Source organism: Acinetobacter sp. YH12100 (genome assembly GCF_013419135.1).
Lineage (GTDB): Bacteria > Pseudomonadota > Gammaproteobacteria > Pseudomonadales > Moraxellaceae > Acinetobacter > Acinetobacter pseudolwoffii.
In genome coordinates this window covers 29,894-47,591 of record NZ_VPAQ01000023.1, presented here as the reverse complement: position 1 = coordinate 47,591, position 17,698 = coordinate 29,894, and the positions used below count along the sequence as shown (strand labels likewise).

The following is a 17,698-nucleotide window of genomic DNA, read 5'->3' as shown; positions in this document are numbered from 1 at the left end:
TCAGCTTGCTTCAAGATACTCATGATCAAGCTGTCTGAATACTTAGATGTTTTCATAGAAAATCTCCTTAAATCAAGGTTATTCGATTTTCTACTTTTAAACTCAATTATTTTTAGGGGGGATTACCCAATATTACAAAGATTTGAAAATTCTCCGCTGGAGCTAGAAGAAAAAATTCCTAAGACCCTGATGGAACTGGTATCGATTTCCGATCAGATTCCTTATCCCGCTTCTGGAAACACCTTAAAACGCTGGCGGATGCTTAGTCAGGTTTCCGCAAGCAATCTGAGTCTGGGCAAACTGTTTGAATCACATCTGGATGCCTTGGCCATTTTGCATGAACTGAATATTCCGCTAGAGCAAAAAGGTCTATGGGCAGTCTGGGCGGCAGAAGGCGGGCCAAGCCCTTTAATATTAGACGCTGGAAAACTTACAGGAATAAAGCCTTGGTGTTCTGCCTCGGTCTGGGTGCAATATGGTCTGCTGACTTATCGTGATGAGCAGCAACGATCACAGTTGCTGATTCTTGATCTGCAACAAGCAGGTATTCAGCATCATACGGACATTTGGCAGGCGGTGGGCATGCAGCATACCTTGACTGCCCGGCTTGAACTGAATCAGGTTAATGCTAAAAAAGTTGCAGCGCCGAATGCTTATCTGGATCGGGCGGGCTTCTGGCATGGCGCTGCCGGCGTGGCTGCCTGCTGGTACGGCGCAACCGTGCGTTTGGCTGAATATTTAAAACAGGCTGTCTTGTTAAAACCGCATGCCTATAAGGCCATGTATCTCGGTGAAATCAGTCGGAAGCTTTTAGCGACACAGGCTTTGTTTTATCAAGTCGCAGATTTAATTGATCAGCAGCCTAAATTTCCCCATCAATTACAGATTCAGGCCTTGCGTGCTCAGGTTGAAGCGACCGCTTTAAACGTGCTGACTCAGGTGGGTAAGGCCCTTGGCGCTGCACCGTATTGCGAGCAGCCACATTTTGCCCGACTTGCAGCCGATCTGCCGGTGTTTATTCGTCAGAGCCATGCCGCCTTTGATCTGGAACGGATTGGTGAATTGAGTGTGCAGGAGGAAGAGTTATGGACATTATAAGACACGAGATTGTCGAAGACCGTGTCATCCATGGCGAAGGTACACGGCTTGAAGAATGGCGCTCTTGCCAGATTTTGCAACAGATGCCGGAATTCGATATTCCCAGCATTATTCCATCAGATGCCCGAGTCTGCATTATTGCCCCGCATCCGGATGATGAAATTTTGGGTTGTGGCGGTCTGATTCAGCGTCTGGACACATTGGGATATCAGATTGTACTTTTTGCCGTTACCAATGGTACCGCCAGCCATCCAGACTCGATTTTGTATAACCCGGAAGAGTTGAACCAGATTCGTCCTGCTGAAACGCGAGCAGCTTTGGAAGAGTTAGCATTGAAGCAGAATATTCTGCGGATTGCGCTGGATATTCAGGATGGCCAGGTCGCAGAACAGCGAGAACTGCTGAAACAGCATTTGCAATCTTATTTGCAGCCCAATGATGTGCTCATTACCACCTTTGTGCATGATGGACATCCAGATCATGAAATTACAGGGCAGGTCACCCAACAGCTAGCAACCGAACGGCACTTATCCTGTATTCAGGTCCTGATTTGGGCCTGGCATTGGGCCACACCTGGAGATACCAGAATTCCCTGGACCATCGCTCATCAACTCAAATTGACTGATCGAGAATTGCACTATAAGTCTCGAGCTGCGCGGTGTTTTAAGAGTCAGATCGAGCTTGACCCTAGCATAGAACAGGCACCCATTCTGCCAGAGCAGGCATTACAGCGTATTTTACAACCCTGGGAGGTGTATCTGTATGAATAGTAAAGTAGCCTATGATCAGGAATATTTTGATGCCTTGTATGCGCTGAATCAGGGAGATCCCTGGCACTATGAACAACGCTGGTATGAACAGCGCAAACGGCAGATTTGTCTGGCGGTCTTGCCGCGTTTGCAGTTTGACTCCGCGATTGAAATTGGTTGTAGTAATGGCATCTTCAGTCAGGAACTGGCACAGCGAACAGCAACTTTAATGTGTCTGGATGCCAACGAAACTGCTATTCAATTGGCTCGGCAGCGTTTACATGCTTATCCGCATGTACAGGTGCTACAGCGGATTGTGCCAGATCACTTGCCGCAACAGAAATTTCAGCTCATTGTGATCAGTGAGATTCTATATTATTTAGATCCGGCCGCATTACAACAGGTGCTGGCATGGTTGCATACTGCACTCGAACCCGGTGGATGTATCTTGAGTTGTCATTGGCGCGCGCCGATTGCAGGATTTAGCTTAAATGGTGAAGAGGTACATCGACAATTAAAAGCCCAGTTAAAATATAAGCATAATCTCAGCGTACAGGATTCAGACTTTCTGGTCGATCTGTGGCTGAATTCTGCGCAATCTGTGGCAGAGCTGGAGGGCTTGAAATGAAGAAAATTGCGGTGGTGATTCCGGCCTGTAATGAAGAAGCCTATATTGAACGTTGCCTGAAGGCATTAAAATCTGCACGACTTTACATCTTTCAGCATGTGGGAAAATTAGCAGTTCTGCCCGAGATCAAGATTCTGGTGGTTTTAGACAGTTGCACCGATTCTACTGCAAGCAAAGTTCAGCAGTCGGGAATTCAGACGATCAGTTGTCATTTTAAAAATGTAGGAAAGGCACGTCATCTAGGCGTTCAGCACATGATCGAGCAGGGTTGTGACTGGATTTGTTGTACTGATGCCGATTCTTTTGTACAGCGTGACTGGTTTCAGGTCATGTTGCAGCACCAACCGGCGGATGTGATTTGTGGGGTGGTCGATCTGGATGAATGGGGGCATTTAAGCACATTAGCCCGTCAGACTTATCTGAGTCATTATCAGGACAAGATGGATCACCGTCATATTCATGGGGCAAATCTATGTTTTAAGGCCGCGTCTTATCTACAGGTAAACGGCTTTCAGCAACTGGACTGTCATGAAGATGTCGATTTCATCCATCGCCTAGAACATGTCGGGGCAAAGATTATCTGGTCGAATCAGCTCAGAGTGACCACCAGCAGTCGGCTTAGCTCAAAAATTGCAGCCGGTTTTGCACATTTTCTGCAAAATCTGGAGCTTAAACAAGCCGCTGAAAAACCGATCAGCCTATGCAAATAAAATTACAAAATTATAAATTTTATACAATCAGCCACTTGTAAAAAATCTTGAAATTAGCGCCTAAAAGCTATTCCATTTAAAATTATTCTGTTTATAATTCACGCAAATTAAGCCCCGCCTACTTATACATTTCAGCTATAAGTCAGTGGGGTTTTTCTATGGATGATCGGTAATGGATGCCTGAGCCTTCTTTTTAGGTAATACAATGTTTAATCAAACTCTGCTTTCTCGAATTCAGTCTCCATCACCCCATCTATGGCAGAAAATAGCGACTGCATTGTGCTTCTTTAGCTTGGGTTTTAGTACCGCAGCTTGGGCACCTTTAATTCCCTATGCACAGCAGCGCCTGTTACTCAATCATGCAGACTTTGGTCTGTTATTACTCTGTGCCGGAATTGGATCCATGCTGACGATGCCACTGGCAGGCCGACTCGCCAATACATTAGGTTGCCGTGCGGTTCTGGCTGTGGTGTTAACAGCATTTTTGTTTATTTTGCCTGCTTTGGCGTATAGCCCGAATCATTTGATGATGGCGATCAGCCTGTTTTTCTTTGGGGCCAGTGCTGGTGCTTTGGGGGTGACAGTCAATATTCAGGCCGCACAGGTTGAGAAAAAACTTGCTAAAAGTTTAATGTCGGGTTTCCATGGCGTATGTAGCCTCGGTGGTCTGGCCGGTGTGCTGGGAATGACCACGTTAATGGGATTCGGTCTAGCGCCTTTAACTGGCGCAGTTATTGTCAGTGCGATTTTGCTATTGATTGCAATATTGGCTATTCCTTTTAGCTTGGGGATTGAGCCAAAAACAGTGCTAGAGGAAACCTCCTCATCAGAACAGTCAGCGACAAAAGCAGCACCCACCTGGGCGATTCTAGGCATCGGTTTGATCTGTTTTGTGGCGTTCCTGTCCGAAGGCGCAGCGATGGACTGGAGTGGGATTTATCTTGCCAGCCAGTTCAATTTGCCAGCGGCTCAAACTGGTTTGGCTTATAGCTTCTTTGCGGCCTTGATGGTATTGGGTCGTTTCAGCGGACATCTCATTATTCAACAGTTTGGTGAAAAAAATACCATTCTACTGAGTGCAATTTTGGCTGCAACCGGTTTATTGACTGTGGTCTTTGCACCAGTCTGGCAAGTAGTGTTGCTGGGCTATGCCATTCTCGGTCTGGGCAGTGCTAATATTGTACCGTTAATGTTTTCACGTGCAGGCCGTCAAAAAACCTTGGCTTCACATGTGGCATTATCCTATGTATCGGTATTTGCATACACAGGTTCACTGATCGGACCGGCATTGGTCGGTTTCGGCAGTGAAATTATTGGCTTGAGTCTGGTGTTTAGTGTGATTGCGATAGGTCTATTCAGTATTGTGATTTTGAATCATCTGACTGCAGATCCAAAAGATGCACAAGCGGCCGAAGAGCTTATTTCTCCGCTACAAAACGAAACACCAGCATAATGCTGGTATTTTTTTCAGGTGTGTATTTAAGCATGCACACTGAACTGGGTGGAAATTCCGCTAGCCACCGGACGATAGATTCGTACACTCTGTGATTTTTTCAAGTCAGTGATAAATTGATCTCGCCAGCAAATAATATCGAAGTTTTTCAAGCCTTGGCTTAAATAACGATAACGTTCTAAACGCTCCGATTTAGACATGCGCAGCGCTTTTTTCAAGGCTTTGGACATACTGTCATGCTCATAAGGATCGACCAGTAAGGCTTCTTTCATTTGTTCAGCAGCACCGGCATATTTAGACAGAATCAAAACACCCGGATCGAGTAGATTCTGCGCCGCAATATATTCTTTCGCCACCAGATTCATACCATCCCGGATCGAATTTACCCAGCAAATATCTGCCTTACGATACAGTTGCATTAACGCTTCATGACCTAAGGTTTCATAACTGCAATCGAAAGGTTGCCAGTCTGCTGTGCCATGCTGGGTATTGAGTTCCTGCACGGCAGACTGGAATTGCTCATACAGGTTTTTATAGGTTTTGACATCCAGTCGGCATGGGCAGGCAATTTGCAGTTGCTGAAACTGATGTTTAAATTCGGGCTGATCTTCCAGCAAGCTTTGCAAGGATCCGATTTTCTCCAGTAAACCCTTACTATAATCAATCCGGTCGACCGAAATAATACGTTTATAAGGACGGACTGTCTCGAGATCAAAAGGCAATTTGCTAAGCTGGCTATCAGCCGCCTGATTTTGCAGTTGAACTGGATGCACGCCAATTGGATAGCATTTCACATAAATCCGTCTTGACTGATAATTCAGGATTTCATCATGACGATGCTTGATTTTTAAGGTCTGTTCCAGAAACTGGATACAGTTTTTCTGATCGCGTGGGGTCTGAAATCCGAGTACATCAAAATGAGCCAGATGATGCGCCAGATCCTGATAGGCTGGTAAAGTCTGCCAGAGTTTCAGTTCAGGAAAAGGAATATGCAGGAAGAAACCAATACGGTTACGCATACCCAGTTTCCGACAGTAATGCGCCACACTTAAAAAATGGTAATCATGAATCCAGATGATGTCATGGGGAGAGGCGACCTGTTTCAGATGCTTGGCAAAGCGTAAATTGACATCTTTATAGGTTTTGAAATCCTGTGGCTGATAATCCACAAGTTGATGCTGATCATGCATCAGCGGCCATAAGGCATTATTGGCAAAACCACAATAAAACCCCTGATATTGGGGCTCAGTCAAAGGACTCGTATGATATTCAACATTCTGATGTTTGAGGATTTGAAACTTCTGCTCTTTGCCATGGTCGACTCTGGAACCATTCCAGCCGACCCAAATGCCGCCAATATCCTGCAAAGCATCCTGCAATGCCACCGCTAATCCACCTGCCTGTGTATTGTCTGGGTTAGGTAGATTCACACGATTTGATAACACAATGAGTTTTGACATGTGATTTCTCCAATAATTGTTGTTGTTGTGCTTTAAATAATGCTAAAAGCTCCGTTAAAAAAGCTTGTACTTGTGTTACGTTTTCGAGCCGATGTTGTGCTACGGTGTTGCCCGTGCCGACTTTAATGGAGCAGCCTTTTAAGCTATTAATCACCTGAAAGCCAGCTTCATCGGTCAGGTCATCACCGATAAAAATAGGGTAATGATCACTTAAATGAGCTTGCTGGTGAATGTGTTGAATGGCTGAACCTTTGTTTGCACCTTTGGGTACCAGCTCAAATACAAACTTCCCGGCCTTCAGTTCAAATGCTTGAAAGTGGGTCAGACAATCCAATGCAAATGTATGCACCAGATCTTCTAAATGTGGATGTTCACGAAAATGCAGTGCGACCGAATAGTCTTTCTTTTCTATTCGAATCTGAGCAAGCTGAGCGCTATGTTCAGTAATATAATTTTTTAATAATTCAAATTGCTCAGAATTTAAATCAATTAAATGACTTAAACGCGATTGATAGTTTAATTCCAGACCATGTGAGCCGGCAATATTCCAGTCAAAGGGATAAATAAGTTTTTGAGCTTGTGCAATAGAACGACCAGTGATTAATACCAACTCAATATATTGTTGTAGCTCTTTCAAGGTATTTAAGGTTTCATCTTTAATTATATTTTTTGTTGGATCAGGATGGAATTCGGAAATAGTTCCATCAATATCAAGAAATAAAATAAGCTTATGAGAATAAATAACTGGATTGAGTTGAGTTAAAATCACTTGAGCTAATAGAGGAGAAGGGACTATAAGTGAATCTTCTGCATCTTGACCAGAGTGTTGAGCGGACATAAACTCTACCTAAGTATTTGAAATAAAATTAATTTAAAGTTTAAAACTGCCTGATTAATTTTTAATCTAATAAATATATAGCATATTTCATTTAACAGACTGGATTTAAGTGCAGAAAAGAAACATTTTTAACAAGTATAGTTACTTTGTAAAATTTGGAAATATTTTTCATGTAAAAGATATTATTCTTAATAAATTTTAAAGATAATGCTCTGACTGTTTTTTATTAATTTATTTTTATTTAGGATTATTTTTTATTTAAGCCATAATATTCAATGTGATTGCTTGAGTTGTTTAAAATTTTAATCGCTATAATTTAGTATTTTATTTTTAAAATTTGATTTATTTTAAATGTAGATAATATAAGTTGATTTTATTTAAAATGAATTTTTTGGATAAAAATAATTAACCCTATTATTGGAGTGAAAAAATAGAAGAGAAGCTGTTGAAAATTATTATTTTTTAAATATATAAAAGGTCATGAAGATATGGGGGCTATTAGAGTGTTACAGGATAAGAACTTATTACTCTATAATTTTCTTTAGATCAGATATAAAAATTTGACGATGTTTAAGGATTTTTGAAATTAGTTTTACAGATTTAAATTTTTCTCATTATTATATTTTTAATTTTATTATTTTGTATAAAAAGTCACTCACATAGAGTGAGTTTTTTTAATTTACTGGTCATAAATAGCTAGAATATTCAAGTTTCAAAATCAAGACGTTGAGCTTAGATGAAGTTAAGCTAAAGAAAAGGTGTGTAAGGAAAGAAGATCCTTTAAGTATTGGAACTTACATAAAAAGGGAAAATAGGGTGCAAATTATTTAGTCCCGGCCAAAAATAGGTGGATTTTCAACTATAAAGGTGTTTTTTGCACGAATCATATCCCGCTTAGACTGCCAAGGACTTCTCAGAAAAAAAGAGTAAATGAATTTTGAGCAGGGAATAAAATAACGATAACTTACATTCAAAAGCAAGCTTAGTTGAGGGCCGTATCATATCAATTCAGCAGCTGGCACAGATACAACCCGTCTGTTCAAAATGGAGAAAGTGCTTAGAGCTCTCTCCACAGCTCATTTTCATCTTTTAAAGGAATTGTGAAGTTAAAGTCATCATCATTACTGACCAAAAGACTGGTGGGAGTCTGCATGACCACTTTCAAAACAGTGCCTGCCTCAAAAATAATCGGGGTGCAATTTTCCTTTTCTAAGGTCAATGGTTTAAGTAATTCAATTACCGAACTTTCCATAGTTTTATTCCAAAATAAGATTACTTTTCGAGAGTTAAATCATAGCATGATTTTTGAAAATTTAACTATTTCTGCGAAAAATGAGAACTGGGTCAATGATTTGTTCACTTCAGTAGTAGCAAAACCTTTTATCTAAACATCTATAAAACCATTATTGAGTATTTGATTTTATTCTATTTATAGAACCTTAAGAAGCTATATTCGTTTGTAATAAAACAGATAGGCCGTACTGATGTACAGGATTTAAAAATACATAAGGCAAAAACTTGATGATTCATGTGCCTGATTGCCTCTGGAGCTTTAGATAGGCTGATCAAGAATAAAAAGACTCATTAAGAGAAAAATACGTTTTGAAAATCTATAAAAATAAATTTTATAAGGGACTATGCATCGCTATGTTATTTTTAAACTAAATTGAAAATTAATGCTTTATAACAGTAAAAGTCTAAAATAAGAATAAACTAGGCGTCATTTGGATGACCAAGAGATAGAAGGAGAACTAGGTCAGCATGTTCAAGTCATTTTTCCCGCAACCCGTCTGGTTTTTTAGCAGCCTGATTTTGTGGTTTATCCTTAATCTTGTGCTTTGGCATACTGGTGGATCAGGATGGGGAGTCTATTTGGGTTTCCCTGAAGGCTATTCTGAGGAAAGTCTCGCTATCGGTATCAGTCGTTTCTGGTCAGCCAAGTTTCTCTGGTTCTACCTTTGGTTTTTTCTTGCCACTGCCATATTTGCTCTATTCTGGATGTGGAAAGCACAACATCCATGGCAGCGTTGGTCAGTCTGGGGCTCGGCTTTTATCCTGTTTAATATCTGGTTTGGGGTACAGGTCAATGTCGTTTTAAATGAATGGTATAGCCCGTTTTATGACCAGATCCAGAAAATGCTAGGCAGCGGTGGCGGAGATGTTTCACTTCTCTATCAAGAAGCTTTAACCTTTATTTATATCGCCATGATTTACGTCACTTTGGCCGTATTTAATATGTTTTTCGTCAGCCATTATGTGTTCCGCTGGCGTACCGCGATGAATAACTATTACACGGCACATTGGGAACAATTGCGTCATATTGAAGGCGCATCCCAGCGTATTCAGGAAGATACCATGCGCTTTGCCAAAACCACGGAACAGCTGAGTGTTTCCCTGATTGAAGCATTGATGTTATTGATGGCGTTTCTGCCTATCCTGTACCAGCTTTCAAGTCATGTAAAGGTTCTGCCAATTGTGGGAGAAATACCGCATGCTTTAATGTGGGCTTCTATTGGATGGGCCGTATTGGGTACCGTCATTTTGATGGTGGTCGGGATGAAACTGCCAGGACTGGAGTTTAATAACCAGAAAGTCGAGGCTGCTTACCGTAAAGAACTGGTGTACGGAGAGGATCATGCTGATCGGGCTCATCCGCTGACACTGCAAGAACTGTTTAGCCGGGTACGCTGGAATTATTTCCGTCTGTATTTTCACTATGCCTATTTCAACCTAGTCCGGATCTGGTACTTACAGTTAGACAATATCTATGGATTATTTATCCTGTTTCCGAGTATTGCAGCAGGAACGATCACCCTGGGTTTGATGATGCAAATCCTGAATGTATTTGGAAAAGTACGTGAGTCCTTCCAATATCTGATTTTATCGTGGCCGACCATTATTGAGCTGATGTCGATCTATAAACGTTTAAAAGCATTTGAATCCCATCTGGATTAATTTTTTCTAAGTTACCCATTAGATTGTAAAAGCCAAATGATTTTATCTTTGGCTTTTTATATCTAAATCGACGTTAATATCTAATCGAAAAGCTTGATCTGACCATTGGTCAGATCAGATCAAATAGGAGCAAAATATCCCAATATAGGGGTATTCAGGTCTGGTTTTCCTGATTAGAATCTTAATGACCAGCGAAGATGGAGTTTAATTTCCAGCGGTTTAACGTATAAAAATAAGAAGTGTACGTTGAGGAAATTATTCTGATGCTGATCTTGTTCAGACAATGCTATAGAGGGTAAAAAGTAATTTTTTACACATGATAATAAAGATCTGTACCGTTATCCTGAATAAGCTGCCGAAGAAAGATTGCTATCTTTCTTCGGCTTTTTATGTGGTGTTCTATTTATTTCCGATTCAATCCCGCTGTTATTTATCCTTTAACTACGCGCCAGAAGGATGCTTATCTCAATTTTTATAGGCTGAGGCTTGGCATAATGTATAGGGTTGTGAATGATGTGCCTCCTTTTTATCTTTTAAATTTGATACTTATCAATATCTTGTGTTTGTTGTTTGCTGATATTTAGGCTATGTTATACGGGAATCTGGGGTTGAGATATTTGCTGTGAAGCTAAACGTAATAATTCTAATAATAGGGGCAATAGGCTTGGCGGGATGTAATAGCGTGAGTCGGCTGAAATCAGGGGTTTTACATCCTTTTGCCAGTCCGGAAGAGCTAATCGCCAAGCGGGCTTTGAATCAACGTGATGGCAGTGCAAAAGATTATATTTATCTTTGGGGGCAAGCACAGAAAAATAACAGCACTCAGGCCATGTATCCGCGTTCGATCCTGACGCAATATTGTCATGAACAAGGCGGTAAATTTTCCCTATTGTATAGAAGTAATTTTAATGCCGTGGCAGATCTTGCCCAACGCAAACGCCTGAGTACAAACCGAGGTGTGGTACAGGGAAGCGGCGCCTATCAGTGTCGTATGGATGGCCTGGCTGAAAGCTGGATCGTCTCGATCGAGCCGGTTTCTGAACGACAGGTCGATAAAACCAGCCAGAACCGTAGCGTTCGATTGCTGACCAAGTTGATGAGTGCGACTGAGGCAAGAAACTTTTACCTTGCTGCAAATAAGAACACTGTCGCTACCCAGAAAAAGACTGCTGCATCGATAAAAACGCCTGTAACGAAGAGCACGAATGAACTTAAAGAATCAGCGCGTAAAGAGCAGGAAAGGAAAGAATTAGAGAGAAAGGAATTAGAAAGAAAAGAGTTAGAGAAAAAACAGATCGCGACGAGGGTAGTCCCCGTGAGAGCTTCAGTGGTAGAAACACCCCAACAGCAGCAGATGAAGCTCTATGTGGCAGCACGCCGTGATATTAATAGTGGCAAGAACCTGAATAATGCCTGCAATAATGCGCAGCGTGCCTACAATTATGGCAAATTGCAGGGGACTGAGGGAACTCGGGTTTATACCGAATCAGGGATGCTGGTTGCTCGCTGTTTGAACGGGATTCCGGCCTATGCCAACCGTTTCCCGAATGCTAAAACTCAGGCCAAGCGTGTGCTACAGAATCTGTCTAACAACTATAATCATAGTGGTGCGAAGAATATGTTGAGACAGATCAAATAAGCACTGCATTAAACGCATTTAATCCAGAATCCGTATGATGATTTTGATTCACCAGAAGATGGGATAAAAAATCAGTTCAATCAGGTCGGATATAGAGGATGAGATCCGACTGCGTTTGCTGGGCAAGTCGCGCGATTCGAACATCCATCTTCGAAAAACAGGATGGATCAATAACAATACGGTCAAGCTAAAGAACACAACCAGTCTCCAAGGAAGGATGCTGTTAAAGGTGTTTGCAGTCATCATGATTATTTTTATTGTTTTAATTTGAATAATAACGCTAAGTTTACTCGATCAATATCATCATCTGATGAATAGCATGATGGGATGAAATTTTTCATCTGAATTAATTTTAAATCCAGTTCAGGTTTTACAGAGCTCTATCAGTATATTTCCTTTTTACATGATACAAAGAAACTATTTTCAGCGCCAAAATGCTGATGTCATATTAAAAGGAAGTGGTGATGGGTTTAAAAAGTTCTTCTCGTATTCGTTCATTTTTTCTAGGTGCAGCATTATTGGGAGCAGCACAGGTTACGATGGCGGGCCCAACGGTCGATCAGCTGAGTGACTGTTTGATGAAGTCCACTACAGCCACTGATAAAACCACGGTCTTGCAATGGACATTTGTGGCATTGGGCAATCATCCGGACTTAAAGGCTTTTAGCAATGTGACTGCGACTCAAAAGGAAGCATTAGACAAGAATCTGGCGACGGTGTTGCAGCGCATTTTAGTGGAGCAATGTTCAGCACAGACCAAGGCGGTGATTCAAGCTGAAGGTTTACAGGCTGTGGGCGATAGTTTTCAGGCTTTGGGTAAAACCACAGGTGAGGAAATTTTAAAGAATCCTGAAATCAATAATCAGCTTAAAGGTGTGCTGCGTTATATCGATTTAAATCGTGTGGCACAGACTTTTTTGACACCAGATTTGCTGAATAAGTTGGGGTTGTAAGAGGGTAAGCTGGTTTTATTTGAAAATAGCGATAATGATTTTAATCAGCCAGTAAATAGGATAGAAAATAAATTCAAGCCCATCTGCTAAGCCCAAACCGCGCTGTTTTCTATATGGTACAGGCTGAGCTGCGGATAGTCGTTTACGCCATTTGATCATTATCAGTAAAATGATAATGACCAGAGCAAATAATCCGATGAGGGTTTGAATGATGGTAAGTAATAGTTCAGGTGTCATTTTTGTTTTGCTTGGATATTTCTGATTTTATAGTATAAATAATAAAAATCTTGCTAGTAACCGCTTGCGCTGCATTTTAAAGTAGTGCTTTAAAACTTGCTCAGGAGAGGGAGTCTTTTAATAATCCTCTCCCTCTTGCGCGTTATAACGCTCATCCTTTAAAAAAGGAGAGGGAACTACGTGTATCAATTTGATTACGTGACAAAGTCCCCCTTTTCAAAGGGGGATTTAGGGGGATTAAATCAAATCAGGATAAAACTTTTCAAATTCTTTATTCACCGCTTTACCCCGTAATAAATAGCCTTTTGGCTGGATATAACTATAAATGTCCCGTGCAGACTGTTCATGCCAACCAATGTTAAATGCACAGAGTTTTGGGAAAAATTGTAGATGGCTATAGTTCAAATTGTTATGAATCCAATAAGCAAGTTGTTGCCAATTACTTTGGTCTTTTTCATACAATTCTAAGAATGATGGAATAACGATACACGCCGTCGCGCCATAACCTTTTGCATCGGGGTAATCCCAAATATGGCTGGCAAAGTTTTTTTCGTTGCTTGCGCAGTTATGTCCTTTTTCGTTGCCGAGTTGATTGACGGTTGGAGAACGATATGCCGAGCGAATCGCAATTCGTCCAAATTTTTCTTGTAATGGTTCGAGCAGTTGTTGGCAGAGTTCTTTGCCTGTGCGAATGGCAATGTCAGGATGGTCAGGGAAGTTGGGTACACCGTACCAATTGGCGATTTCGCTATAGAGGAAGTCGCGCATGAAGAATGACTTTGACAGTTGAATACGTCCTAAGTCTTCGAGTTTGGCGATGGAGGATACTTTTTTGATAGTCATATTTATTCTTTTAATCTCTTAATTATGGTTAGGCCTTTATATTGATCAAATTGGAAATAATAAGAGGGTAAGTTAACATTGAAAATGCATTCCGAAATCTGATTTTTGATGTATTGATTTACTGATTTAAATAGTTCTTCTTGAGGATTCTTAATATCTGTTAATAAATTAGAATATTGTTGTTCTAGATCTTGAGTGATAGCTTTAGTACCTAAAATTGCAATTTGATCTTCGGGTAGAAGATGCTTTTCTGCAATTAATTTTCCATTAGGCACTCCAAATTCATTCTCAATAAATTTCGGGCGATATACATATATTTCATTTTTGTTCTTGGATGGGCAGTATATAGTTACTGCAAACTCAGCAATAATATCCTTTTCTCTTATAGTTGTATTGGCTTTTAAATTACTTAGATTTTTTCTAATCCTTTCATATCCTGCATTAATAGAGTGTTCAATAAATTCAGATACTTGTTCTCCTGTATATAATATTTTTTCATTATAGTTTCCAAATAAACTTTCGTCCCAACCTGTTGTGTCAGAATTTACTTCTAAAGGGTTGTTTTTATCACAATGTTTTCGAATGTTATATTCAATAGGATGAAAATCCTTACAAGAAATACGTAATTGTTCTAAATGTTCTCGTATATAAGCTATGCATAATTTAGCTAAATTTACATTTCCAGCGAATCCTATGGCAACCTTTCTAGTGAGATATACAGAATTATAACTGTGAAAGTATTCTCCTACAAAATATGGTTGATAGAGTTTTAAGTCTATACTTTCAACTTTGAAGAAATTGTCGATATATGCCAGATTATTTCCGACAGAAATTCCAGAATCACATAAATAAAATGTACTTTTATAATAATCATCTAAAACTAATTCATAATTTTGATGATTAAGCTCGGGTCTTTCATATTTTTTTCGCCTAGACATATCAGCTAATTCATTCCCATCAGCATCTATAATTTTTCGATCCTGAAATGACCATTGCTCTTTATTTACATCAGACCAAATTTGCGCATAGTCAATTTTTTCTTTTAGCTTATGTGTGTATCCACAAACAATAATTGTCATACAAAAAACCCCGCATTAAGCGAGGTTTTTATAGCATATAATCAATCAATTAGCGAATAAATCAACCAATCAATTTCTTCATCAATTCATTCACTTGAGCAGGGTTGGCTTTACCCTTAGACGCTTTCATCACTTGACCAACCAGACCGTTGAAAGCTTTTTCTTTACCAGATTTGTACTCTTCAACCATCTTCTCGTTGGCGGCAAGCACTTCCTTAATAATTGCTTCAATCGCGCCTGTATCAGTTTCCTGTTTCAAGCCTTTCTCAGCAATAATTTCGTCCGCAGTTTTGCCTTCATCCCACATAAAGCCGAACACTTGTTTCGCGATCTTACCGCTAATGGTGTTATCGACAATACGTGCGATCATGCCGCCAAGTTTTTCCGCAGAAACAGGAGAATCTTGAAGATCTAGGCCTGCTTTGTTGAGCGCCCCTGAGAATTCGCCCATCACCCAGTTTGCAGCAATCTTACCTTGTGCAGCGCCGCCAGCAGCTTTCACGACTTCTTCATAAAACTCTGACATTTCACGAGTAAGCGTTAGAACGTGAGCATCGTACTCAGTCACGCCAAAGTCCGCCACAAAACGCGCACGACGTGCCGCAGGCAGCTCAGGCATGGTGGCTTTGATTGCTTCGATTTGTTCATCCGCAATCATCACAGGCAACAAGTCAGGGTCAGGGAAGTAACGGTAATCGTTGGCTTCTTCTTTTGAACGCATTGAACGCGTTTCCATCTTCACAGGATCGAATAAACGCGTTTCCTGATCAATGGTGCCGTCCCATTCCAGAATTTCCATTTGACGTTCAATTTCAACATTGATCGCTTGTTCAATAAAACGGAATGAGTTCAGGTTTTTCAATTCGCAACGCGTACCGAAGGGTTGACCCGGACGACGTAAAGACACGTTACAGTCACAACGGAACGAACCTTCTGCCATGTTGCCGTCAGAAATGCCTAACCAGCGCACCAGCGTATGAATCGCTTTAATATAAGCAACCGCTTCTTCAACCGAACGCATATCCGGTTCAGATACGATTTCAAGCAGCGGTGTACCGGCACGGTTCAAGTCAATGCCTGACATACCTTCGAACTGGTCATGAATCGATTTACCTGCATCTTCCTCAAGGTGCGCACGGGTTACGCCAATCCGTTTAACCGTGCCATCTTCAAGCTGGATGTCGATATGACCCAAGCCCACAATCGGATTGTCCATCTGGCTAATCTGGTAGCCTTTTGGCGAATCCGGGTAGAAATAGTTTTTACGCGCAAATACGGAGGCCTGATCAATATAGGCATCGATACCCAAACCAAAGCGAATCGCAAGATCCACCACTTCTTTATTCAATACCGGCAATACGCCCGGCATGGCCAAATCAACCAGGCTGGCTTGGGTGTTTGGATCATTACCGAAAACAGTCGATGAACCTGAGAAAATTTTGGTATTGGTGGCAAGCTGAGTGTGAATCTCGATACCAATAACGACTTCCCAACCCTCAATCAGGTTAGATTTTGGTTTAGCCGCTTTTGTAGAATTGTTTTGAGCTTGAGCCATTATGCATTCTCCTCAGCAATTGCCGCGCGTTGTGTATGCCAATCAGTTACTTGCTGATACTGGTGTACCACAGACAACAATTGCGATTCTGACCAGTAATTCCCAATCAACTGTAAGCCAACTGGCAAGTTGTTCTGGTCAAAACCAACAGGCGCATTAATCGCAGGAAGACCTGCCAAGTTCACCGCGATGGTGTAAATGTCACCCAAGTACATTTCAACAGGAGAAAGGTTTGCACCAATCTTATACGCTGTTGTTGGTGCAGCAGGGGCAGCAATCACATCAACAGATTCAAATGCTTTTAAGAAGTCTTGTTGAATCAAACGACGTACTTTTTGTGCTTTCACGTAGTAGGCATCGTAGTAACCCGCAGACAATGCATATGTACCAATCAAGATACGACGTTGCACTTCTTTACCAAAACCTTCTGAACGTGAACGTTTGTACAAGTCCATCAAGTCCACTGGATTTTCACAGCGGTAGCCATAACGCACACCGTCAAAGCGTTGTAAGTTAGAGGATGCTTCAGCAGGTGCGATCAGGTAGTAAGTCGGAACGTAGCTTTCGGTCATGTTGAGGTCGATCTCAACCAGCGTAGCGCCCATGTCTTCTAACTTTTTCAATGATTCTTCGACACGTGCTTTAACATCTTCAGCTAGGCCGGCAACATTAAAGTACTGTTTTGGAATACCAATGCGTAAACCTTTGACGGATGTATCATTCAGGTTCGCCACATAGTTATCTACGGTTTGATTCATTGATGTTGAATCTTTGGCATCATGACCGGCCATCACGTTCATCAGGTAGGCACAGTCTTCTGCTGAGCGTGCCATCGGGCCGCCTTGGTCGAGGGATGATGCATAGGCAATCATACCGAAGCGCGACACACGGCCATAGGTCGGTTTAAGTCCAGTCAGGCCACAGAATGACGCAGGTTGACGAATAGAGCCACCGGTGTCAGTACCGGTAGCGAAGGGTGCCAGATCCGCTGCAACAGCTGCTGCTGAACCACCTGAAGAACCGCCAGGAACATGGTTTAAATTCCAAGGGTTAGCCGTTGCGCCGTAATATGAGTTTTCAGAGGTCGAACCCATGGCGAATTCGTCCATGTTCAATTTACCCAAAGTCACCAGGCCCGAAGCTTTGCCTTTCGCAACAACGGTGGCGTCATAAGGAGAGATAAAATTGTCCAGTATTTTAGAACCGGCAGTGGTCTTGATGCCTTGAGTACAGAAAATGTCTTTATGCGCGATTGGTACGCCTGTTAACACATTTGCACCACCTGCCTTACGCAGTGTGTCAGCCGCATCAGCTTCTGCCAATGCCAATTCAGGCGTAACGGTTACATATGATTTTACTTGAGCATCAATTTTTGTAATGCGCTTTAAGTAATGTTCAGTCAATTCGCGAGATGAAAACTGGGCATTTGCCAGACCTTCACTGAGTTCACGAATGGATAAGCGATGTAAATCTGTCATGAGAAATAATTCTTTACGTTTAA

The 17,698-nt window shown here is 41.4% G+C and carries 16 protein-coding genes; 9 read left to right on the top strand and 7 right to left on the bottom strand.

All coding sequences use genetic code 11. The features are described from left to right. Positions 1-129: 129 nt before the first annotated feature. From FTU40_RS13560 to FTU40_RS13540, 5 genes are all read left to right on the top strand, one after another. The gene (locus FTU40_RS13560; protein ID WP_180041207.1) at positions 130-1,098 is read left to right on the top strand and encodes an acyl-CoA dehydrogenase; all 969 of its coding nucleotides are present in this window, start codon (positions 130-132) and stop codon (positions 1,096-1,098) included. Then, positions 1,086-1,868 (top strand): PIG-L deacetylase family protein, encoded by a 783-nt coding sequence (locus FTU40_RS13555; protein WP_005172141.1) that lies wholly within the window; start codon positions 1,086-1,088, stop codon positions 1,866-1,868. Before FTU40_RS13560 ends, FTU40_RS13555 begins: the two co-directional genes overlap by 13 nt. After that, on the top strand, positions 1,861-2,475 hold the full coding sequence (locus tag FTU40_RS13550; protein WP_180041205.1) for a class I SAM-dependent methyltransferase: 615 nt from the start codon (positions 1,861-1,863) through the stop codon (positions 2,473-2,475). Before FTU40_RS13555 ends, FTU40_RS13550 begins: the two co-directional genes overlap by 8 nt. Further along, positions 2,472-3,185: a glycosyltransferase family 2 protein gene (locus tag FTU40_RS13545; protein WP_180041203.1), complete on the top strand. Its 714-nt coding sequence runs from the start codon at positions 2,472-2,474 to the stop codon at positions 3,183-3,185. Before FTU40_RS13550 ends, FTU40_RS13545 begins: the two co-directional genes overlap by 4 nt. Positions 3,186-3,390: 205 nt before the next feature. Then, positions 3,391-4,638, top strand: a complete 1,248-nt coding sequence (locus FTU40_RS13540) for an MFS transporter (protein WP_180041201.1) — start codon at positions 3,391-3,393, stop codon at positions 4,636-4,638. A 26-nt stretch (positions 4,639-4,664) separates the two neighbouring features. On the opposite strand, the gene FTU40_RS13535 is transcribed toward FTU40_RS13540, so the two are convergent. Together FTU40_RS13535 and otsB are read right to left on the bottom strand one after the other, a co-directional pair. Then, complete coding sequence (locus FTU40_RS13535; protein ID WP_180041199.1) at positions 4,665-6,098, bottom strand: trehalose-6-phosphate synthase; 1,434 nt, start codon at positions 6,096-6,098, stop codon at positions 4,665-4,667. Further along, positions 6,055-6,936 (bottom strand): trehalose-phosphatase, encoded by an 882-nt coding sequence (gene otsB, locus FTU40_RS13530; protein ID WP_100357582.1) that lies wholly within the window; start codon positions 6,934-6,936, stop codon positions 6,055-6,057. Before otsB ends, FTU40_RS13535 begins: the two co-directional genes overlap by 44 nt. 1,151 nt (positions 6,937-8,087) lie before the next feature. On the opposite strand from otsB, the gene FTU40_RS15135 reads away from it, so the two are divergent. From FTU40_RS15135 to FTU40_RS13510, 4 genes are all read left to right on the top strand, one after another. Continuing rightward, complete coding sequence (locus FTU40_RS15135; protein WP_171255728.1) at positions 8,088-8,324, top strand: hypothetical protein; 237 nt, start codon at positions 8,088-8,090, stop codon at positions 8,322-8,324. Between the two features lie 373 nt (positions 8,325-8,697). Next, entirely contained in the window at positions 8,698-9,891 is a 1,194-nt protein-coding gene (sbmA, locus tag FTU40_RS13520; RefSeq protein ID WP_100354846.1) for a peptide antibiotic transporter SbmA, read from the top strand. A 682-nt stretch (positions 9,892-10,573) separates the two neighbouring features. Next, positions 10,574-11,530 carry a hypothetical protein gene (locus FTU40_RS13515; protein ID WP_005172121.1) on the top strand — a complete coding sequence of 319 codons (957 nt, stop codon included), beginning with the start codon at positions 10,574-10,576 and terminating at the stop codon, positions 11,528-11,530. Between the two features lie 464 nt (positions 11,531-11,994). Continuing rightward, positions 11,995-12,483, top strand: coding sequence for a hypothetical protein (locus FTU40_RS13510; protein WP_005172120.1), 489 nt, complete (start codon positions 11,995-11,997; stop codon positions 12,481-12,483). Between the two features lie 15 nt (positions 12,484-12,498). Here FTU40_RS13510 and FTU40_RS13505 read toward each other — a convergent pair whose 3' ends face one another. From FTU40_RS13505 to gatA, 5 genes are all read right to left on the bottom strand, one after another. Then, positions 12,499-12,720 (bottom strand): hypothetical protein, encoded by a 222-nt coding sequence (locus FTU40_RS13505; RefSeq protein ID WP_180041197.1) that lies wholly within the window; start codon positions 12,718-12,720, stop codon positions 12,499-12,501. Positions 12,721-12,957: 237 nt separating this feature from the next. Further along, positions 12,958-13,563 carry a hypothetical protein gene (locus FTU40_RS13500; protein WP_180041195.1) on the bottom strand — a complete coding sequence of 202 codons (606 nt, stop codon included), beginning with the start codon at positions 13,561-13,563 and terminating at the stop codon, positions 12,958-12,960. Between the two features lie 2 nt (positions 13,564-13,565). Next, positions 13,566-14,642: a hypothetical protein gene (locus FTU40_RS13495; RefSeq protein WP_180041193.1), complete on the bottom strand. Its 1,077-nt coding sequence runs from the start codon at positions 14,640-14,642 to the stop codon at positions 13,566-13,568. 61 nt (positions 14,643-14,703) lie between these two features. Next, positions 14,704-16,197, bottom strand: a complete 1,494-nt coding sequence (gatB, locus tag FTU40_RS13490) for an Asp-tRNA(Asn)/Glu-tRNA(Gln) amidotransferase subunit GatB (RefSeq protein ID WP_180041191.1) — start codon at positions 16,195-16,197, stop codon at positions 14,704-14,706. Beyond that, positions 16,197-17,675 carry an Asp-tRNA(Asn)/Glu-tRNA(Gln) amidotransferase subunit GatA gene (gene gatA, locus FTU40_RS13485; protein WP_180041189.1) on the bottom strand — a complete coding sequence of 493 codons (1,479 nt, stop codon included), beginning with the start codon at positions 17,673-17,675 and terminating at the stop codon, positions 16,197-16,199. The genes gatB and gatA overlap by 1 nt, the downstream gene beginning before the upstream one ends. Positions 17,676-17,698 lie beyond the last annotated feature (23 nt).

Coding starts and splice junctions, on each gene's coding strand:
- FTU40_RS13535 (WP_180041199.1), bottom strand. CDS start 6,098: ATGTCAAAACTCATTGTGTTATCAAATCGTGTGAATCTACCTAACCCA.
- gatB (WP_180041191.1), bottom strand. CDS start 16,197: ATGGCTCAAGCTCAAAACAATTCTACAAAAGCGGCTAAACCAAAATCT.
- FTU40_RS13510 (WP_005172120.1), top strand. CDS start 11,995: ATGGGTTTAAAAAGTTCTTCTCGTATTCGTTCATTTTTTCTAGGTGCA.
- FTU40_RS13555 (WP_005172141.1), top strand. CDS start 1,086: ATGGACATTATAAGACACGAGATTGTCGAAGACCGTGTCATCCATGGC.
- FTU40_RS13495 (WP_180041193.1), bottom strand. CDS start 14,642: ATGACAATTATTGTTTGTGGATACACACATAAGCTAAAAGAAAAAATT.
- FTU40_RS13505 (WP_180041197.1), bottom strand. CDS start 12,720: ATGACACCTGAACTATTACTTACCATCATTCAAACCCTCATCGGATTA.
- FTU40_RS13500 (WP_180041195.1), bottom strand. CDS start 13,563: ATGACTATCAAAAAAGTATCCTCCATCGCCAAACTCGAAGACTTAGGA.
- FTU40_RS13545 (WP_180041203.1), top strand. CDS start 2,472: ATGAAGAAAATTGCGGTGGTGATTCCGGCCTGTAATGAAGAAGCCTAT.
- sbmA (WP_100354846.1), top strand. CDS start 8,698: ATGTTCAAGTCATTTTTCCCGCAACCCGTCTGGTTTTTTAGCAGCCTG.
- FTU40_RS13540 (WP_180041201.1), top strand. CDS start 3,391: ATGTTTAATCAAACTCTGCTTTCTCGAATTCAGTCTCCATCACCCCAT.
- FTU40_RS15135 (WP_171255728.1), top strand. CDS start 8,088: ATGACCACTTTCAAAACAGTGCCTGCCTCAAAAATAATCGGGGTGCAA.
- FTU40_RS13550 (WP_180041205.1), top strand. CDS start 1,861: ATGAATAGTAAAGTAGCCTATGATCAGGAATATTTTGATGCCTTGTAT.
- otsB (WP_100357582.1), bottom strand. CDS start 6,936: ATGTCCGCTCAACACTCTGGTCAAGATGCAGAAGATTCACTTATAGTC.
- gatA (WP_180041189.1), bottom strand. CDS start 17,675: ATGACAGATTTACATCGCTTATCCATTCGTGAACTCAGTGAAGGTCTG.